Origin of the sequence: Bradyrhizobium sp. PSBB068 (assembly GCA_016839165.1) — a bacterium.
GTDB lineage: Bacteria > Pseudomonadota > Alphaproteobacteria > Rhizobiales > Xanthobacteraceae > Bradyrhizobium.
The window spans coordinates 4,719,197-4,737,270 of record CP069300.1; the positions used below are offsets into that span (position 1 = coordinate 4,719,197).

At 67.4% G+C, this 18,074-nt stretch carries 12 protein-coding genes; 5 read left to right on the forward strand and 7 right to left on the reverse strand.

Annotated elements, in window-relative coordinates:
* Positions 1–140: 140 nt before the first annotated feature.
* Together JQ507_22075 and JQ507_22080 are read left to right on the forward strand one after the other, a co-directional pair.
* Positions 141–6,038 (forward strand): negative regulator of septation ring formation, encoded by a 5,898-nt coding sequence (locus JQ507_22075; GenBank protein QRI67650.1) that lies wholly within the window; start codon positions 141–143, stop codon positions 6,036–6,038.
* A gap of 105 nt (positions 6,039–6,143) precedes the next feature.
* Positions 6,144–6,641, forward strand: coding sequence for a hypothetical protein (locus JQ507_22080; GenBank protein QRI67651.1), 498 nt, complete (start codon positions 6,144–6,146; stop codon positions 6,639–6,641).
* Positions 6,642–6,680: 39 nt separating this feature from the next.
* On the opposite strand, the gene JQ507_22085 is transcribed toward JQ507_22080, so the two are convergent.
* From JQ507_22085 to JQ507_22095, 3 genes are all read right to left on the reverse strand, one after another.
* On the reverse strand, positions 6,681–7,553 hold the full coding sequence (locus tag JQ507_22085) for an MCE family protein (protein QRI67652.1): 873 nt from the start codon (positions 7,551–7,553) through the stop codon (positions 6,681–6,683).
* 133 nt (positions 7,554–7,686) lie between these two features.
* Complete coding sequence (locus JQ507_22090; GenBank protein ID QRI67653.1) at positions 7,687–8,457, reverse strand: ABC transporter ATP-binding protein; 771 nt, start codon at positions 8,455–8,457, stop codon at positions 7,687–7,689.
* Positions 8,458–8,459: 2 nt separating this feature from the next.
* The gene (locus tag JQ507_22095) at positions 8,460–9,593 is read right to left on the reverse strand and encodes an ABC transporter permease (GenBank protein QRI67654.1); all 1,134 of its coding nucleotides are present in this window, start codon (positions 9,591–9,593) and stop codon (positions 8,460–8,462) included.
* A 144-nt stretch (positions 9,594–9,737) separates the two neighbouring features.
* On the opposite strand from JQ507_22095, the gene JQ507_22100 reads away from it, so the two are divergent.
* Positions 9,738–10,739: a dipeptide epimerase gene (locus JQ507_22100; protein QRI67655.1), complete on the forward strand. Its 1,002-nt coding sequence runs from the start codon at positions 9,738–9,740 to the stop codon at positions 10,737–10,739.
* Here JQ507_22100 and JQ507_22105 read toward each other — a convergent pair.
* Positions 10,709–11,908 carry an MFS transporter gene (locus JQ507_22105; protein ID QRI67656.1) on the reverse strand — a complete coding sequence of 400 codons (1,200 nt, stop codon included), beginning with the start codon at positions 11,906–11,908 and terminating at the stop codon, positions 10,709–10,711. The two genes, JQ507_22100 and JQ507_22105, sit on opposite strands and share 31 nt — an antisense overlap.
* A 75-nt stretch (positions 11,909–11,983) precedes the next feature.
* Here JQ507_22105 and JQ507_22110 point away from each other — a divergent pair, with 75 nt between their 5' ends.
* The gene (locus tag JQ507_22110) at positions 11,984–13,288 is read left to right on the forward strand and encodes a hypothetical protein (protein ID QRI67657.1); all 1,305 of its coding nucleotides are present in this window, start codon (positions 11,984–11,986) and stop codon (positions 13,286–13,288) included.
* Positions 13,289–13,446: 158 nt separating this feature from the next.
* Positions 13,447–15,009 (forward strand): caspase family protein, encoded by a 1,563-nt coding sequence (locus JQ507_22115; GenBank protein QRI73458.1) that lies wholly within the window; start codon positions 13,447–13,449, stop codon positions 15,007–15,009.
* Positions 15,010–15,068: 59 nt separating this feature from the next.
* On the opposite strand, the gene JQ507_22120 is transcribed toward JQ507_22115, so the two are convergent.
* The 3 genes from JQ507_22120 to JQ507_22130 are packed head-to-tail and all read right to left on the reverse strand — an operon-like array spanning position 15,069 to position 18,016.
* The gene (locus JQ507_22120) at positions 15,069–16,058 is read right to left on the reverse strand and encodes a threonine/serine dehydratase (protein ID QRI67658.1); all 990 of its coding nucleotides are present in this window, start codon (positions 16,056–16,058) and stop codon (positions 15,069–15,071) included.
* A gap of 57 nt (positions 16,059–16,115) precedes the next feature.
* The gene (locus JQ507_22125) at positions 16,116–17,207 is read right to left on the reverse strand and encodes a glycosyltransferase family 1 protein (GenBank protein ID QRI67659.1); all 1,092 of its coding nucleotides are present in this window, start codon (positions 17,205–17,207) and stop codon (positions 16,116–16,118) included.
* On the reverse strand, positions 17,204–18,016 hold the full coding sequence (locus JQ507_22130) for a UDP-2,3-diacylglucosamine diphosphatase (GenBank protein ID QRI67660.1): 813 nt from the start codon (positions 18,014–18,016) through the stop codon (positions 17,204–17,206). Before JQ507_22130 ends, JQ507_22125 begins: the two co-directional genes overlap by 4 nt.
* Between the last annotated feature and the right edge of the window lie 58 nt (positions 18,017–18,074).

Below are 18,074 nucleotides of genomic sequence, written 5' to 3' on the forward strand. Positions count from 1 at the left end.
CCCATAGGATGTTTGTGGATGTAGCGGACAAGCCGCCGAGGGGGGCGCTTGCGCTCCGCTTGTGGGCACCGGCTTCGAGCTTGCGTGGGGACGATCGCAGGCTCGCCGACGCGTAGATAGTGAGAGGGCTTGGACTGAACATGGCGAACACTCCCAAGAAGGTCAAAGATCCCACCGAAGTCGCGCTTTCTGCCATCCAGGAAGCCCTCAACATCAGCGAACAGGGCACGGAAAACCGCAGCCCCCTCAACGAAGGCGCGGTGCCGCCCAGCCTGCCGCCGTCGGCGCCGGATTTTTCCGCCACATCGTTCGAGTCCCGTCCGACTTCCGATCGTTCGGCCTTCGAGCCGATCGAGGAGCCGCGCGCCCCGCGCCGCGCCGCCAATGACGATCGCGAGACCATCGGCCAGATGCTGCAGACCCTGCAGGGAGGGCGCGCCCGCAACGCCTTCACGCTGTTCTTCGTCTGCTCCGGCGCCTGGTTGCTCGGCGGCGCCATCCTCACCATCGCGTTCTGGCCGGCCCTGCAGGCATCGATGGCCCAGGGCACCGGCGTGCTGGTGCTCGCCGGCCTCGCCGCGCTGTTCGCCGTTCCGATCCTGCTGTTCTACTACCTCGCCAGCCTCGCCTCGCACGGCCAGCGCATGCAGATGATCGCGCAATCGATGGCGCAGGTCGCGATGCGATTCTCCGAGCCGGAAAACGCCGCCGCCGATTCCATGGTGACGGTCGGCCAGGCGATCCGCCGCGAAGTCGCGGCGATGGGCGACGGCGTCGAGCGCGCGATCGCGCGCGCCGGCGAGCTCGAGACCCTCGTCGCCAACGAGGTCGCGGCGCTGGAGCGCGCCTATTCCGACAATGAAGTACGCATCCGCGCGCTGCTGCAGGACATCGCCCACCAGCGCGACAATCTGGTCGGCCAGGCCGAGCAGGTGCGCAGCGCCATCTCCGGCGTGCAGATCGACCTGCGCCACGACATCGCGCTGATCTCGGACGCGATCGCCTCGCGCGTCGACGAGGTCGCCAAGAGCATCACCGGTGCGCTGGAAGAGCGCGGCCAGCACATCACGACCGCGCTGAGCCATGCCGGCGACAACATGATCCTCGCGCTCGGCGAGCGCGGCGGCGACCTGCTCGACCGGCTCGAGGAAGCCAGCGCCGAGACCACGCGCGCGGTGATGGACGCCTCCGAGCGGCTGACCACCAGCCTCAACTTCAAGACCGGCCACGTCCATGACGAGTTCGTCGATCTGGCCGACCGCGTCCACGAGATGCTGAACGAGCGCATCGACCGCATCACCGGCGAGTTCGAGCAGCGTTCGTCCGCCATCGTCGACGGCATCTCCGACCGCACCGAGGAGGTCCACGACTCGCTGAAGAACTCCGCCGACTCGCTGCTGCTCGAGCTCGAGCTGCGCAGCAACGACCTCGTCAGCAAGATCGACGACGCCGGCAACCGCCTCGCCGGCCAGATCATGACGTCCGGCGACAGGGCGAGCGAGGCGCTCGACGTCACCGTCAATTCGCTGGTCGCCAAGGTGGTGGGCCAGACCGAGACGGCGCACGACTCGCTGTCGCTGCAGATGAGCGCGTTCGACGACCTCGTGAAGAACCACGGCAGCGAACTCGCCGAGAAATTCGCCCGCGACTCCGGCACGCTCGGCGCGCTGATCACCCGCCACATCTCGGAATTCGACCGCACGGTGAAGACCTTCGGCGGCGACATCGTCGAGCGCATGGGTCAGCGGACCCAGGACATCGCCGACAGCCTGAAGACCTATGTCGACACCTTCGACAATCGCGTCACCGCCAATGGCGGCGAGATCACCGCCTCGCTCGACCAGCGCCTGCTGCAGTTCGAGACCACGCTCGGCAGCCGCGTCACCACGCTCGACGCCTCGCTGACCGACAAGCTGTCGTCGTTCGACAGTTCGCTCGCCAGCAAGATCGGCTCGTTCGACGGCCGCCTGCAGTCGCTCGACGACGCGATCGACAGCCGCATGAAGACGCTCGAGGTCACCTTCGAGAGCCGCGCCAAGTCGGTCACCGACACCATCGACGGCCATCTCGGCACGCTCGCGACGCAGCTGACCGAAGGCGCCACCCAGGCGATCCACTCGATCGACTCGCGCCTCGGCCTGCTCACCACGACCCTGACCGAAGGCACCGTGCAGGCGATCGCCGCGGTCGACCACCGCATCAATGGCGTCACCGAGACGATCGACGGCCACAGCATCCGCCTCGTCGACACCATCAACGGCCACAGCACCCGCCTCGCCGACACCATCAATGGCCACAGCGCGAACCTGACAGACACGATCTCGGCGCGCTTCGCCGACATCCAGCAGGGCATCGAGAGCCGCGTCGGCGTCATCGCCGGTGACATCGACACCCGCGTCGCGCAGTTCGAGGACCTGCTCGGCTCCCGCGTCGAGGCCGTCGCCGGCCGCATCGAGAGCAGCGGCCGCCAGGCCAGCGAGGACCTGATGTCCCGCGCCGAGCTGCTGTCGTCGAGCATCAAGTCCCATGTCGAGGACGCCGAGCGCTCGCTGACCAACCTCGTGGTCAACACCAGCGAAACCATCCAGACCGGCGCGCGCACCGCGCAGCAGGCGCTGCTCAGCGTGTCCGCCGACGTCGGCAACCAGCTCAAGCTGAGCTCGGCCGAGGTCGAGAGCGTGCTGACCGCCGTCGGCACCAGCGCCGCCAACTCGATCCTCACCAGTGCCCGCGACGCGCAGGTCTCGCTGGTCTCCGCCTCCGGCGACGTCGCCTCGCAGATCAAGGCGCTGTCGGAGGACGTCGAGCGCACGCTGCAGGCAGCCGGCAGCGCCACCGCCGCGTCCGTGCTGTCGGGCGCCCGCGACGCGCAGACCACGCTGGTCAGCGCCTCGGTCGAGGCCGCAAGCCAGGTCAAGTCGCTGGCCGCCGATGTCGAGCAATCGCTGTCGATGTCCGGCTCCGCCGCCGCCGAAGCGATCATGACCGGCGCCCGCGAGGCCCAGACCACGCTGATCTCGACCTCGACCGACGTCACCGGCCAGGTCAAGGCGCTCGCCAGCGACGTCGAGCGCTCGCTGTCGATGGCCGGCTCCGCAACTGCGGAAGCCGTCGTCGCCTCCGCCCGCGAGGCTCAGAGCACGCTGGCTGGTGCGTCGACCGAAGCCGCCAATCTCGTCCGCACGCTGGCGGCCGACATGCAGCACTCGCTCTCGACCGCCGGCACCGCGACCGCGGAATCCATCGTCGCCTCCGCCCGCGAGGCCCAGAGCACGCTGGCCGGCGCGTCGACCGACGCCACCAACCTGGTCCGCACGCTGGCGGCCGATATCGAGCGCTCGCTGTCGATGGCTGGCACCGCGACCGCGGAATCCATCGTCGCCTCCGCCCGCGAGGCCCAGAGCACGCTGGCTGGCGCCTCCACCGAGGCCACCGATCTGGTCCGCACCCTGGCGGCCGACATGGAGCGCTCGCTGTCGATGGCCGGCTCCGCCACCGCGGAATCGATCACGTCAGGCGCGCGTGAAGCGCAGAGCACGCTGGTCAATGCGTCGACCGAAGCTGCGACCAAGGTGTCGGCACTTGCCGCCGACATCCAGCGTGCGCTGTCGATGGCCGGTTCAGGCACCGCCGAGGTGCTGACGGCCGGCGCCCGCGAGGCGCAGAACACCCTCGTCGCCGCGTCGACGGAGGCGGCCAACCACGTCAAGTCGCTGGCAGCCGATGTCGAGCGCACCCTGACGTCGGTCGGCACCAACACCGCCCAGTCGATCCTCGGCAGTGCGCGCGATGCCCAGAGCTCGTTCGTCGCGACGTCCAGCGAGGCCGCAACCCAGATCCGCGCGATCTCCGTCGAGATCGAGCGCTCGCTGACCACCGCCAGCGCCGAGACCGCGCAGACCATCCTGGGCAGCGCCCGCGAAGCCCAGAGCTCGTTTGCTGCGACCTCCGCCGATGCCGCCGCCCAGATCCGCACGCTCTCGACCGATATCGAGCGTGCGCTAAGCTCGGTCACGGCCAAGACCACCGACAACATCCAGACCTCGGCGCAGAACGCGCAGGCCGCACTGATCACCATGTCCAACGAGGTCTCGACCAAGGTCAAGACAACCTCCGCCGACATCGAGCGTTCGGTGCTGTCCGCCACCAGCGCGTTCGGCTCGGCGATGACCGGCAAGACCGACGAGATCGTTACCTATGTGCAGCAGCAGACCGAGCGTCTGTCGCAGATGGTCGACGGCCGCCGCGGCTCGCTGGTCGAGGCGCTGACCGCCAAGACCACGCAACTTGCGAGCGATATGGATCGCGCCACCGCCGACGCGCTGAAGGCGATCGAAACCCGCGGCCTCGCCTTCTCGCAGTCGATGTCGGCGCATGGCGGCGATGTCGCGCGCAACATCACCTCGGCCGGCGATCAGGCGACCGGCGCGGTGGCGAAGTCGCTCAAGGAGCTCGAGCAGGCCTCGCGCGCGGCGATCGACCAGTCGCGCCAGGTCTCGATCTCGGCCGTCACCGAGATGCAGGAGACCAGCAAGATCCTGCGCACCGATACGGTGGCGCTGTTCGAGCGGCTGCGCGAGGGCAACATCCTGCTGCAGGAAGTGTTGACCGGCGCCCACGACAACCTCAACTCGCTGGAGCGCGCGCTGGTGACCCGCGTGGCCGACTTCGTGTCCGCCATGAACGACGTCACCTCACGCAACGGCGTCGCGACCCAGACGCTGGAAGACCAGCTCACGGTGTTCAACAGCAAGACCGGCAAGGCGCTGGAGGATCTCGGCGCGCTGTCGAGCCAGTTCGAGACCCACGGCAAGGCGCTGATCGAGGCGGCTGCCGTGGTCGAGCAGGCCAACCGCTCGACGACGGCCTCCGTCAGCGAGCGTAAGGAGGCGCTGGAGGCGCTGGTCACGACCATCGACCTGCGCACCACCGATCTCGACCAGCGGCTGTCGCGCTTCACCGGGCTGCTCGACGAATCGCTCGGCGCGGCCGAGGAACGCGCCCGCGACATCGCCCGCGTGGTGGCGGAGACCGCCGGCGCCGGTTCGGCTGCGATCAGCAGGCAGTTCGAGGCGGTGCGCCAGGCCGCCGAGAACGAGCGCCAGCAGACCGTCGACGCGATGAACGAGCTCTACCAGCAGAGCAACGCCGAGACCGATGCGATGTTCAGGGAATCGACGGAGAAGTTCTCCGCGATGGTCGCGGCGATGAAGCAGATGGCGAGCGAGATGCACAGCGAGCTCGAGGCCACCCGCAACGAGCTGCGCCGCGGCGTGCTGGAAATGCCGCAGGAGGCCGCCGAGAATACCGCGCAGATGCGCAAGGTGATCGTCGACCAGATCGAGGCGCTGGCCGAGCTGAACCGCATCGTCGCCCATCACGGCCGCGGGCTCGACGTGGTCTCAACCAACCGCGCCAGCGTCCGGCACGAAGAGCCGGTGATGGCTGCCGCCGGCGGCCGCGCCGACCTGCGGATGCGGGACAGCGTCCGTGACAACGGCAACAGTGCCTCGACGCTGCCGCCGCCCGATCTCGGCATGGCGAGCTCGCGCCGCACCGAGGCTCCGTCGGTCAGCCCGGCCGGCCCCAACAACGCCGACGGCTGGCTCTCCGACCTGCTCAATCGCAGCGACGCACCGCCGCCGGCCCCGCAGGCCCGCGATGCCCAGCAGCGCCCGCGTCCGCAGCAGCAGCCCGCCGCCAATCCGCTGGAGTCGCTGTCGCTCGACATCGGCCGGCTGATGGACCGCACGCTGGCGGCGGAGATGTGGGATCGCTACCAGCGCGGCGAGAACAAGGCGTTCTCCAAACGCCTCTACACGCCCGCCGGCCAGAAGGCCTTCGACGAAGTGGCCCGCAAGTACCGCTCCGACCGCGGCTTCAAGCAGACGGTCGACCGCTACATCGCGGAGTTCGAGCGCCTGCTCGACGAAGTCGCCCGCGAAGGCCGCGGCCAGCAGGAGCTGGCTGGCCACCTGACCTCGGAGACCGGGCTGGTCTACACCCTGCTCGCGCACGCCGCGGGACGGCTGGGGTGAGCGGCGAACACTGATGGCGAATAGAAGCGGAGGCCTGACGGCCTCCGTTTTGCTGTTGACCGATGCAAGGCTAAAATTGCGCCGGAACGAGCTGAGAGGCTTCAGATGTTGCGCACAGGCTGGCGTCCCGTCGTCGCGCTGACGGTGCTCGGAACAGCTGGATTTGCCGCAGTCGCGACGGCGGATCCGATTGAACCGTCGAAGATCCGGACCATCAGGATTGCACCACCATCGGCTGACGACCGTGGTGATCCATTGACGGCTCCTCCAAAGTACAACCGCCTTCACGTGTTGACGGTGCGGCCAAGACTACCCGACGAGCAGCGCGACGCTGCGGGCCGCGAGTGGTCGACAACAACGGTGGTAAGCAAGCCCGCGGCCGATGCGCACGTCGTTCAAACGACGCCGGTCAGACCTGCCTCCGATGAGCTCCGCAATACGTCCGGCGGCAAATGGTCGGGCACACAGGGCCTCGTCAGTGCCACATCCGATCCCCACCACATTCGCAGCTTGAGCATCCGCCCGGAGCAGCCGGAGCCATATTCCCGCTATGGTCGCTTCGCTCCGGAAACCCTCGAGCCTTCTCAGGCGGCGCCCCAGTAAGAAAGTGGATGGCCGTCGGTCCCGAACGGGCGGCGCAGCCTACTGCCGGCGCCGTGGCCCGGGCGCTGCGGCGGCGGGAGCCGGCGCGGGCTCGGGTGCGGCATTGTTGCTGCCGCCGAAGATCACCCGGCTCGGATTGCGGTCGAAATTGTTCACGGCGCGGCTGATGTCGGCGAGCGTGCGGCGGCCGTCGTTGATCAGGAGATTGGAGCGCTTGTCGATATTGTCGGCGAGCTCGCGGATCGACTTCACCATCTGGTTCAGCTCGCTGCCGTTGTTGCCGCCGGCGATCGCATTGAGGCCCAGCATCAGATTGTCGGCCTTGGCCATCACGCCGTCGACCTTGACCATGACGTTGTCGATCTTCTCGGAATTGCGCGCCAGCGCCTCGGTGAAGACCTCGAGGTTCTTCAGCGAATTCTTCACCGACTGCTGATTGTCGGCGACGATGCGGTTGACGTTTTGCAGGGTGGCGCGGATCGCCTCGGTGACGTCCTGCAATGCGTTGGGGTCGGCGGTCAGGACCGGGATGCCGTCCTCATCGAGCGGCACCGGCGGGGCGGCCTCCTCGCCGCCCTTCAGCGAGATCGCGGCGACGCCGGTGAGGCCCTGGAATTCGAGACCGACCAGGGTGTCCTTGCGGAGCGGCGCGCTGTTCTCGATCATCGCCAGCGCGACCACGCGCCTGGGGTTGTCGAGCTTCACCGACACCACCTCTCCTATCCGGATACCGTTGAAATTGACATTGCCGCCGTTGCGCAGGCCCGACGCCGGCCCCTCGAAGATCACCCGCAAGGGGCTGCGCTGCTTGGTGGTGTGCAGGCTCTGGAACCACAGCACGAAGCCGAACGCGGCGGCAATCACCGCCAGCGTGAAAGCCCCGATCAAGACGTAGTTCGCCCGCGTTTCCATCAATTGCTCGCGTTATTCACTCTTGAATTACTCTTGGGCTCTCGCGCACTGAGCCTGCATCCGAGCCCTTCGAATTTCCTGCTGGCGCATGATCTCGTCCGAAAAACCGGTCTCCTCGCTTCGGGATCATGGGCTAGGCCACAACGGCTCGGGCGCGCTTGCCGTTGAAATATTGCTGCAACCACGGATGCTGCGATGCCTTCATGTCGGCGATCGATCCTGCAGCAATGATCTTACCGTTCCCTAAAACGGCGATACGGTCGCACGCGGTGTAAAGACTGTCGAGATCATGGGTTACCATGAAAACGGTCAGCCCCAAAGTGCGCTGCAAGGTGCGCACCAGCTCGTCGAAATCGCCGGCGCCGATCGGATCGAGGCCGGACGTCGGCTCGTCGAGAAACACGAGTTCCGGATCGAGCGCGAGTGCGCGCGCCAGCGCGACGCGCTTGACCATGCCGCCGGACAATTCCGACGGATAGCGGTCGGCAACCTCAGGCTTGAGGCCGACCATCACCAGCTTCGCCACCATGATCTCGTCGAGCAGCCGCTGCGAGACGCGCAGATATTCGCGCGCCGGGAACTGGATGTTCTGGCGCACCGTCAGCGAGGAGAACAGCGCGCCCTGCTGGAACAGGATGCCCCAGCGCCGCTCGACGGCGCGGCGCTGCGACGAGCTCGCGGCATCGAGATCGACGCCGAACACTTCGATGCGGCCGGAGACCTTCGGCACGAGGCCGATGATGGTGCGCGTCAGCACCGACTTGCCGGCGCCCGACGGGCCGACGAAGCCTAATATCTCTCCGCGCTTGACGTCGAGGTCGAGGCCGTCGAGCACACGCGTGGTGCCGAATTGCACGGTGACGTCGCGGACCCGGATGATGGCGTCGATGTCCTCGTCCGCCATGATCACATCCCGATCGAGGCGAAGAAGATCGCGAACACGCCGTCCATCACGATCACGAAGAAAATCCCCTTCACCACCGAGGCGGTGGTGTGCTGACCGAGCGATTCCGCCGAGCCCTGCACCGCCAGCCCCTCGACGCAGGCGACGATGCCGATCACCGCGGCCATGACGGGTGCCTTGACCATGCCGACGACGAAATGGTCGATCGATATGGCATCACGAAGGCGGAGCAGGAAGGCCTCCGGATCGACGCCGCCATAGAGCCAGGCGACCAGGCCGCCGCCATAGAGCGCGGCCATCGCGCCGAGGAACGCCAGGATCGGCAGCGCCAAGACCAGCGCCAGCATGCGCGGCAGGATCAGGACCTCGATCGGATCGAAGCCCATGGTGCGCAGCGCGTCGATCTCCTCGCGCATCTTCATCGAGCCGAGCTCGGCGGTATAGGCCGAGCCGGAGCGGCCCGCGACCATGATCGCGACCAGCAGCACGCCGATCTCGCGCAGCACCAGCACGCCGAGCATGTCGACCACGAAGATGTCGGCGCCGAACCTGCGGAAATGGAAGATGCCCTGCTGCGAGATGATGCAGCCGATCAGGAAGGTGATCAGCACCACGATCGGCACCGCGCGCAAGCAGACCTGCTCGAGGTGATGCACCGTCGAGGTGAAGCGGAAGCTGCGCGGATGGATCAGCACCTTGGCGGCCGCGGCCAGCACCGCGCCGAGCATGTCGACGAGGCCGATGATGGTGCCGCCGATCCCGGCCACGGTGCGCCCGATCTGCTCGAGCATGCCCGAGATCAGCAGCGGTTCGCGCACGGCCTTGGACGCGGGGCCGACGCGGCGGACCTCATCGACCAGGCTGGAATAGTTCGCGGAGAGGCCCGCGATCTCGGCTTCGGCGCCGGCATCGCTCAGGCTACGGCGCAGCCGCTCGATAAGCCAGGCGCCGAACGTGTCGAGGCTTGCGACCTGCGACACGTCGATGAAGATATGAGGGCGGCTGCCGCGCAGTCGCTCGGCGTCGGAGACGATCCGCTCGAGCGCAGGGGCAAAGCGGGCGGTCCAGTTGCCCGCCGCGCACAACGCCAGTCCTTCGCCTTGGGCTATCCGCTCCAGTGTCGGGTCGCCGCTCACCTTTTTGCCTACCCCTCAAGCCGGCTGGCCGCCGCAACTGCAGATCTCCGGCGGCTTGCCGGATCGGCTTGTCGAATCTGTCACTAACCAGCCATAGTTGGTTGCGCGTCGCAAGCTACGGTTCAGGAAATAGTAGACTTTAAAATGACTTCCACCCCGCCCGGAGCGATTTCCCTCAACGTGCGGATCGAGCGTTGGCCGATCGCCGGCTCGTTTACGATCAGCCGCGGCGCCAAGACCGAGGCCGTCGTCGTGGTGGCCGCGGTCGGCCAGGGCGGCCTCATCGGCCGCGGCGAATGCGTGCCCTACCCGCGCTACGACGAGAAGCCGGAGGCAACCCTGGAGGCGATCCAGGCGATGCAGGAGCCCCTTGCCGGCGGCATGGACCGCATCGCCCTGCAAGCCCGGATGCCCGCCGGGGCCGCCCGCAATGCACTGGATTGCGCATTGGCGGACCTCGAGGCCAAACGCGCCGGCCAGCGCATCTGGAACCTGTTCGGCCGGCCTGCGCCCGAACCGCGCACCACCGCCTACACGATCTCGCTGGGCCCTCCCGAAGCAATGGCCGAGGCCACCGCCAAGGCCGCGCACCGCGCGCTGCTCAAGATCAAGCTCGGCGGCGACGGCGACGGTGCGCGGATCGCCGCCGTGCGCAGGGCCGCGCCAACCTCCGAATTGATCGTCGATGCCAATGAGGCCTGGACCGAGGACAACCTCGCCGCCAACCTCAAGGCCTGCGCCGATGCCGGCGTCACGCTGATCGAGCAGCCGCTGCCGGCCGGCAAGGATGAGGCGCTGGCGCGGATCGAGCGCCCGGTTGCGGTCTGCGCCGACGAGAGCGTGCATGACCGCGCCTCGCTTGCCGGATTGCGCGGCCGCTATGATGCCGTCAACATCAAGCTCGACAAGACCGGCGGACTGACCGAGGCGCTCGCGATGGCGGACGCCGCCCGCGCGCTCGGCTTCGAGATCATGATCGGCTGCATGGTGGCGACTTCGCTGTCGATGGCGCCGGCGATGCTGATCGCGCAAGCCGCGCGCTTCGTCGATCTCGACGGCCCGCTGCTGCTGGCCAACGACCGCGACAACGGCCTGCGCTACGAGGGCAGCCTGGTCTATCCGCCCGACGCCGCGCTCTGGGGGTGATGGATGAGTCGCTTCCGCGCCAGCCACATCACCAGCCCACCGGTCGCCGCCATCGCCGCCATCATGTCGTAGACGCCGAGCCCGAAGCGCGCATAGACCATGCCGCTGACGATCGCCGTGGTGCTGGCGACGATGCCGCCGCAGGCGGTGAGATAGCCCTGCGCGCGCGCCATCACATGCACCGGCACGTGATGCACCATCAGCCCCATGATGCCGACCTGGGTCAGCCCGAAGCTTAAGCCGTGTCCGAGCTGGACCACGGCAAGCACCGCAAGTGGCGGATCCTGCGCAGTGATCGCCCAGCGCGCGACGGCGCTGGCGGCCGCGATCATCACCAGCACCGCCGACGGCAGCGTGAAGCGCGGTGAGGCCGCGAACAGCACGATCTCGGCGATCACGCCGAGCACCCAGAGCACCGCGATAGTCAGGCCGCTGAAACCGGCCTGCTGCCAGGCAATCGAGGCGAAGATGTAATAGGCGCCGTGGCTGCCCTGGATCAGCGCCGAGGAGACGATGATGGCGAGGAAGGTCGGGTTGCGCAGCAACCGCGGCGAACCGGCCGCGTGCGCGACTGCGGCGACCGGACGGCCCAGCGGCCGCAAGGTCAGCCCGACCAGCGCGCCGAGCACGGTCACGGCGGTGATGATCCAGATCAGATCGACCTCCGCGACATAACGCAGCAGGAACCCGCTGATCAGCGCACAGACCGCGAACGCCGCCGAGCCCCACAGCCGCAGCGGTCCGTAGGTGAGACCGAATTGCCTGACGCCGCGCAGCGCATAGGCGTCGGTAAGCGGCACCATCGGCGTCCAGACGCAGCAGGTCAGCGCATAGACCGCGAGCAGCACGAAGGGCTGGTGCTGGGTGCCGATCACGGCAAAGCCGAACGCCGTGGCTACTCCCGTGGCGATGATCGCGCCGCGCAGCATCTGGCGGCGTTCCGCCACTGCCGTGACCAGCGGCAGCACGGTGAAGCGCGTCACCGGCGGCACCGCGGTGATGATGCCGATCCAGGTGGCATCGATGCCGATCGCCTTCAGCCACACGGTGAAAAACGGCAGATGCACGCCGGTCATGCCGAACAGGGTGGCATAGAATGCCGCGAGCCTTCGCGCGAATCGCCGCGATGCAACTTTTGCTGCAATGGGGATTTGTGATTCGGAAGACATCAATTCAATTGCGATTCGCGCGATATCGTGGTGATCGTTAGCGTAACGCGCAGTGATTTGCGCGAAGAGATTGTGATGGCCGAAGAAGCATTCGCCCTGTCGCCGATATCCGCCCGCGCGGCGCTGCCGAGCGAGGAGGACTATGCCGCGATCAGCGCGGCCTTCATGGAGACCTCGCGGGGCCGCTGGTTCCTCGGCGAATACGCCAAGCGCAACCGCAATGCCGATACGCGCATGGTGCTCGATGCCGTGGCGCGGATCGAGGATAGCCTCAGCGCGCAGCGGCAGGCCGCCCAAGCTGCCATCAGGGACGAGCAGCTGGCGCAGGCGCTGGACGCCTTGCGCGGTGCGATCGAGGCCGCCCGGGCCTCCGCCATCACAGCGCTCGACGGCATCAGCTTCGAGCCGAATCTGGCGCCGGTGCGCAAGGGCGTGCGGGTGATTCGGGAGATCTCCTGGCGGCTGCGCGAGATCGGCAATGACGGCCGGATCTGCGACATCATCGATTCGCAGGCCAGCGCGATCGAGGCCGGTGCTGCGCAGATATCGATGGACGACGCCAAGGCCGTGCTGGATTCCGCCTTCGCGGCGCTGGCCCGCCGCCTCAGCGAATTCGATCCGGACAAGGCGACGACGCCTGCGGCCGAGCCGGTCACGGCCGAAGCACCGGTTGCGGAACCGGCCGCGGCCGCTCCTTCACCGCCGCCCGCGGCCGAAAGCACTGCCGCCGAGAGCGCCACCCTCGATGCGACGCTGGCCGCCACGCCGTCAGCGCCGCCTCAGGAGGCCGTTGCGACGCCGAACGGCGAAGCCGAGATGCCGGTTGCGCCGTCCTCCGAGGTCGCCGCAGCAACAGTCCCGCAGCCGAGCGAAGCCTGGCTCAAGGCTGAGGCTGCGCTGGCCGAAGCCGAGGCCGCCGAGCTGGCGCGCGCCACCGACGCGGCCGCCGCCGACGCCCATGACGAAGCAGTGCTCGACCTGATCGCGATGGAGATGGGCGCGCCCGATCCGGTCGACGAAGAGGCGATCGCCGAGGAAATGCGCGCCGCCGAGGAGCTGCGTGTCGCCGAGGCGATGGCTGCCGAGCCCGAGCACGAAATGGTTGCACCGGCCATTCAGCCGGAGCCTGCACCGGCGCCCGAGCCGAAGGTCAAGGTCGAGCCGGCACTGGTCGCTGTCGCGTCGATCGCTACCCCGACGGCGGTGCCGCCGCCTCTCCCGCCCACCGTTGCGGCTGCGCCGGCTCCTGCGGCAGAGGTCTCGCTCGGCTCTACCATCATCGCCAGCGGCCTCCTGAAAAAGCCGAACGCCGCCGCCAACGATCCGCTCGCGCCGATCCGCCGCATGACCCAGGCCGAGAAGATCGCGTTCTTCTCGTAAGGCGGACGCGTTCGCGCTACGCATCCATCTGCTATCGAGCACCCACGCAGCGTGACCCAGCTCACGTACCGCGGGCGCATGCGCGTCTAGCCTCCCTGCGACCGGTCCCGCACCGGGATCAGCATTGGGAGCGCGCGATGGTCCGCCTGACATCCATCATGATATCGGCCGCATTACTCGGCCTGGTGAGCCTCGGTGGATCAAGCACGGCGTTTGCCGAGGCCGGCGGCGTCACCGTCGGCAATGCAACCCATGCGGCGGCGCCGTCCATCGATCAAACGGTCCCGCCGGCAACATCGGCCGCAACGACGCCGGCTGCGCTCCGCGGCCCCGAGCAGCGCGTTGCGCTCGTGATCGGCAATGCGAATTACGAGAACGCACCGAAACTCGCCAATCCCGGCAACGACGCGCAGTCGATGGCCGAGCTGTTGAACTCTGCCGGCTTCGAGGTGATCTCCGCGACCGACCTCAGGCGGGGCGACATGGTGAAGGTGTTGCGGGATTTCTCCGACAAGGTCGCGGCGCGCGGCACGGGCACGGTCGCGATGATCTATTACGCCGGGCACGGCGTGCAGCTCGCCGGGGAGAACTACCTGATCCCGGTCGACGCGAAGATCGCGGCGCCGTCCGACCTCGACGGCAATTCGGTGCGCCTCGTCGACGTGATGGGCACGCTCGAGAATATCCCGAGCCGGATGCGCATCGTGGTGCTCGATGCCTGCCGCAACAACCCGTTCCCCAACGTCAACGATGCCGGCCGCGGCCTTGCCGTCGTCGATGCGCCGAGCGGCTCGATCGTCGGCTACTCCACCGCGCCGGGCATGGAGGCACAGGACGGCAACAACGGCCACAGCCCCTACACCAACGCCTTCCTGCGGCTGGCGCGCGAGCCCAACCTGCCGATCGAGCAGCTGTTCAAGCGCGTTCGCCTCGAGGTCAACGCGACGACCGACGGCCGGCAGACGCCATGGGAGAGCTCGTCGCTGACCTCGGATTTCTATTTCTTCGGCGACACCACCGTCGCGGCATCGCGTGCGCCCGCGAACGAGCCTGTCGTGCAGATGGCATCGAACCTGCCGAACCGCTCGGTGCGCCAAGCCTATGATTTCGTGCTGTCGGAGGGGCGACCGGACTACTATGAGGAATTCATCCGGCTCTATCCGCGCGATCCGCTGTGCGATCGCATTCGCTTCCTGCTCACGAACTGGCTGCAGGTCGCGGCCTGGCACAAGGCGGTGCTTGCCAACACGCCGTTCGCCTACAAGACCTTCCACGACAATTTCGCCGGCAGCCCCTATGCGCAGCAGGCGCTGAAGCTGCAGGCGCAGCCGAAGGCCGTGCCGCCGATGCAATTCACGCGGCTTTCAAATCGTCAGACCTTGCAGCCGATCAATGCGGGCCTGCAGGGCGCCGGCGGCAATGGCCAGATCGGCGGCGGCAAGATCGTCAACATGCCCGCGCCCGGGGCGAAGCCGGTCGGGATGCCGACCTCGATCGGCAAGGGCAAGGTCGCGAGCCTTCCTGTTGCAAATGCCGGCAAGAACGCATCGAGCCCGGTCATGAAAGACAGCGACCAGCACCGCTTCCACGCGGTGCGGCAGAGCATGCAAGTCGACCGGATGCGATCAGGCGGTGGTGGCCGCGCCGTGTTCCACCCAACTCCGTCCGGCTCGTATCCCGGCGGAATGAGCGGCAGCCATCATGGCGGCTTCAGGCGCTGATCGGCCACACCGCACAACGAAACGGGGGCAGAGCGACCATCGCCCTGCCCCCGCTGTTTTCAGGCGACGAGCTTCGCGAACAGGTCGGCGTCGACGTTGCCGCCCGAGAGCACGATGACGACGTTCTTGCCCCTGGCGTCGATCCGCCCCGCCAGCAGCGCGGCGAGCCCGATGGCGCCACCGGGTTCGACCACGAGCTTCAGCTCGCGATAGGCAAAAGCGACAGCCGCACCAACCTCTTCGTCGGAAGCGTTGACACCGTTTGCGAGCAGCTTGCTGTTGATCGCAAAGGTGAGCTCGCCCGGCATCATCGCCATCAGCGCGTCGCAGATGGTGCGCGGCGCAACCGCATGGGCCTCGCGATGTCCGACCTTGAGCGACAGCGCGTGATCGTCATAGCCCGCGGGCTCGGCGACGATCACCTGGGCCTGCGGATATTTCGCCTTCACGGCGGTCGCAACACCGGCGATCAATCCGCCGCCCGACGCCGGCGCCACGACGATATCAGGTGTGAGCCCGAGCGCGGCCATGTCCTCGGCAATCTCGCGGCCGGCGGTGCCCTGGCCCGCGATCACCAGGGGATCGTCATAGGGAGGCACCAAGGTCGCGCCGCGCTTGCTGGCGATGCCGCTGGCGATTGCCGCGCGGTCGTCGCGATCGCGATCGTACAGCACGACCTCGGCGCCATAGGACTTGGTCCGCTCGCGCTTGGTGAGCGGCGAGTCCGCAGGCATCACGATGGTCGCCTGCATGTTGAGAATCTTGGCCGCCGCGGCCACGCCCTGGGCATGGTTGCCCGAGGAGAACGCCACGACGCCCCCGCTCCGCTTGTCCTGCGGGATCGAGGCGAGCTTGTTGAAGGCGCCGCGGAACTTGAATGACCCGGTCCGTTGCAACATCTCGGGCTTGAGGAAGACCCGGCTGCCGACCCGTTCGTTGAGAACGGGGAAGGTCAGGAGCGGCGTGCGCACCGCGAACGGCGCGACCACCCTTGCGGCGGCATCGATGTCCGCGGCAGCGACGGGTGGATTTAAAACGGTGTCCGTCATCCACGATTTGTATCGCGGCGGGATGCAGCCCTGCAAGACGCTTTGGCGTGAGTTTGTTTAGCGCGAGGTTGGGTGACTGGCCGGCAAGGCCGCGAAATGGTGCTCTTCGGCACCGAATTCGAATACTTCCCCCTCGCCGTCGGGCGCGGCAGGGCGGATGTTCATGCAGCGCTCGATGAACACCCGAGCGGACGCCTGCCAGGTGTGGAGCGCGGCGAAATCGACGCAGGCCTGCCGCGGGATGCTGAGCGCTTCCAGGCAGGCATGGTGCAGGTCCTCGTCGAGCACGCCGACCGGCGCCGCGCCGATCACGTCGCGGGGGCCGGTGACCGGAAAAGCGGCAACCGGCAGGCCGCTCGCCAAGGCCTCGAGCAGCACGAGACCGAACGTATCGGTGCGGCTGGGGAAAACGAACACATCGGCCGCGGCATAGATCTCAGCCAATTCTTCCCCGTGGCGGGCGCCGAGGAAGACGGCTTCGGGATATTTCCGCTCCAGCGCCGCTCGCGCCGGGCCGTCGCCAACCACCACCTTGGTGCCGGGCAAATCGAGATCGAGGAATGCTTCGAGGTTCTTTTCCACCGCGACCCGGCCGACGCTGAGATATACCGGCTGCGGCAGGCAGAGATCGACATCGCGTGGATGGAACAGGGCGGTATCGACGCCGCGCGACCACAGCACGACGTTGCGGAAGCCGCGCTGGCGCAACTCGGCGGCCAGCGCCGGGGTTGCCGCCATCACCGCCCGGCTCGGCTTGTGGAACCAGCGCAGCGCGCGCCACACCCAGGCTTCGGGAACCGGCGTGCGCGCCGAGACATATTCGGGGAAACGGGTGTGGAAGCTCGTCGTGAACGGCAGGCCGCGCTTGCGGCAATAGCGGCGGACCGAAAGCCCGATCGGGCCTTCGGTCGCGATATGGATGCTGTCGGGCTTGGCCGCATCGATCAGGCTGGCGACCTTGGCCTGGTACGGCAGTGCCAGCCGCAAATCGCGATAGCTCGGCATCGCGAAGGTGCGGAACTCGTCCGGCGTCAGGAAGCTCACCTCGACCCCGAGCGACTTCGCCGCCTGTGCCATCATGGTCAGCGTGCGGACAACCCCGTTGACCTGGGGATGCCACGCATCGGTCGCGACCAGGATATGCGTCATGCAGCGCGTGCCGTTACCCGCGGAACTGGCGCGATCCGGCGCACCGGGTCGGTCCAGGTGATGATTTCGAAGCTGCCGTCCTCGTGCTCGGCGAGCGCGGTGCAGCTCTCCACCCAGTCGCCGCAATTCATGTAGCGGATGCCGTGCTCGTCATGAATCGTCGCGTAGTGGATGTGGCCGCAGATCACGCCGTCGCAGCCGTGACGACGCGCCTCGCCGGCAAGCGTGGCCTCGAAGGCGCCGATATAATTCACCGCCTTCTTGACCTTCAGCTTGGCCCATTGCGACAGCGACCAGTAGGGCACGCCAAACATCTTGCGGAAGAAGTTGACGAAGCGATTCATCTGGATCGCGAAGTCGTAGGCCTTGTCGCCGAGATGGGCGAGCCAGCGCGCATTCTGCACCACGAGGTCGAAGATGTCGCCGTGGATCACGAGGTAGCGCTTGCCGTCGGCGCCGGTGTGGACGGTGTTCTCCACCACGTCGATGCCGCCGAAATGCGTGCCGTAATATTTGCGCAAGAACTCGTCGTGGTTGCCCGGGACGTAGATCACCTTGGCGCCCTTACGCGCCTTGCGCAGCATCTTCTGCACGAAATCATTGTGGGTCTGCGGCCAGTACCAGTTCGACTTCAGCGCCCAGCCGTCGACGATATCACCAACGAGGTAGATCGTGTCGGCATCGTGAGAGCGAAGGAAGTCCAACAGGCGGTCGGCTTGCGAACCGCGGGCTCCGAGATGGACATCGGAGATAAACAAAGTGCGAAAGCGCCGCTCGGGGCTCTCTTCACTCAAGGAGTCACTTCCCATGCCTGTGCACCTAACAGATTCCTGTGACAAGGCGATGACGATCCCCGCGACCTGAGGC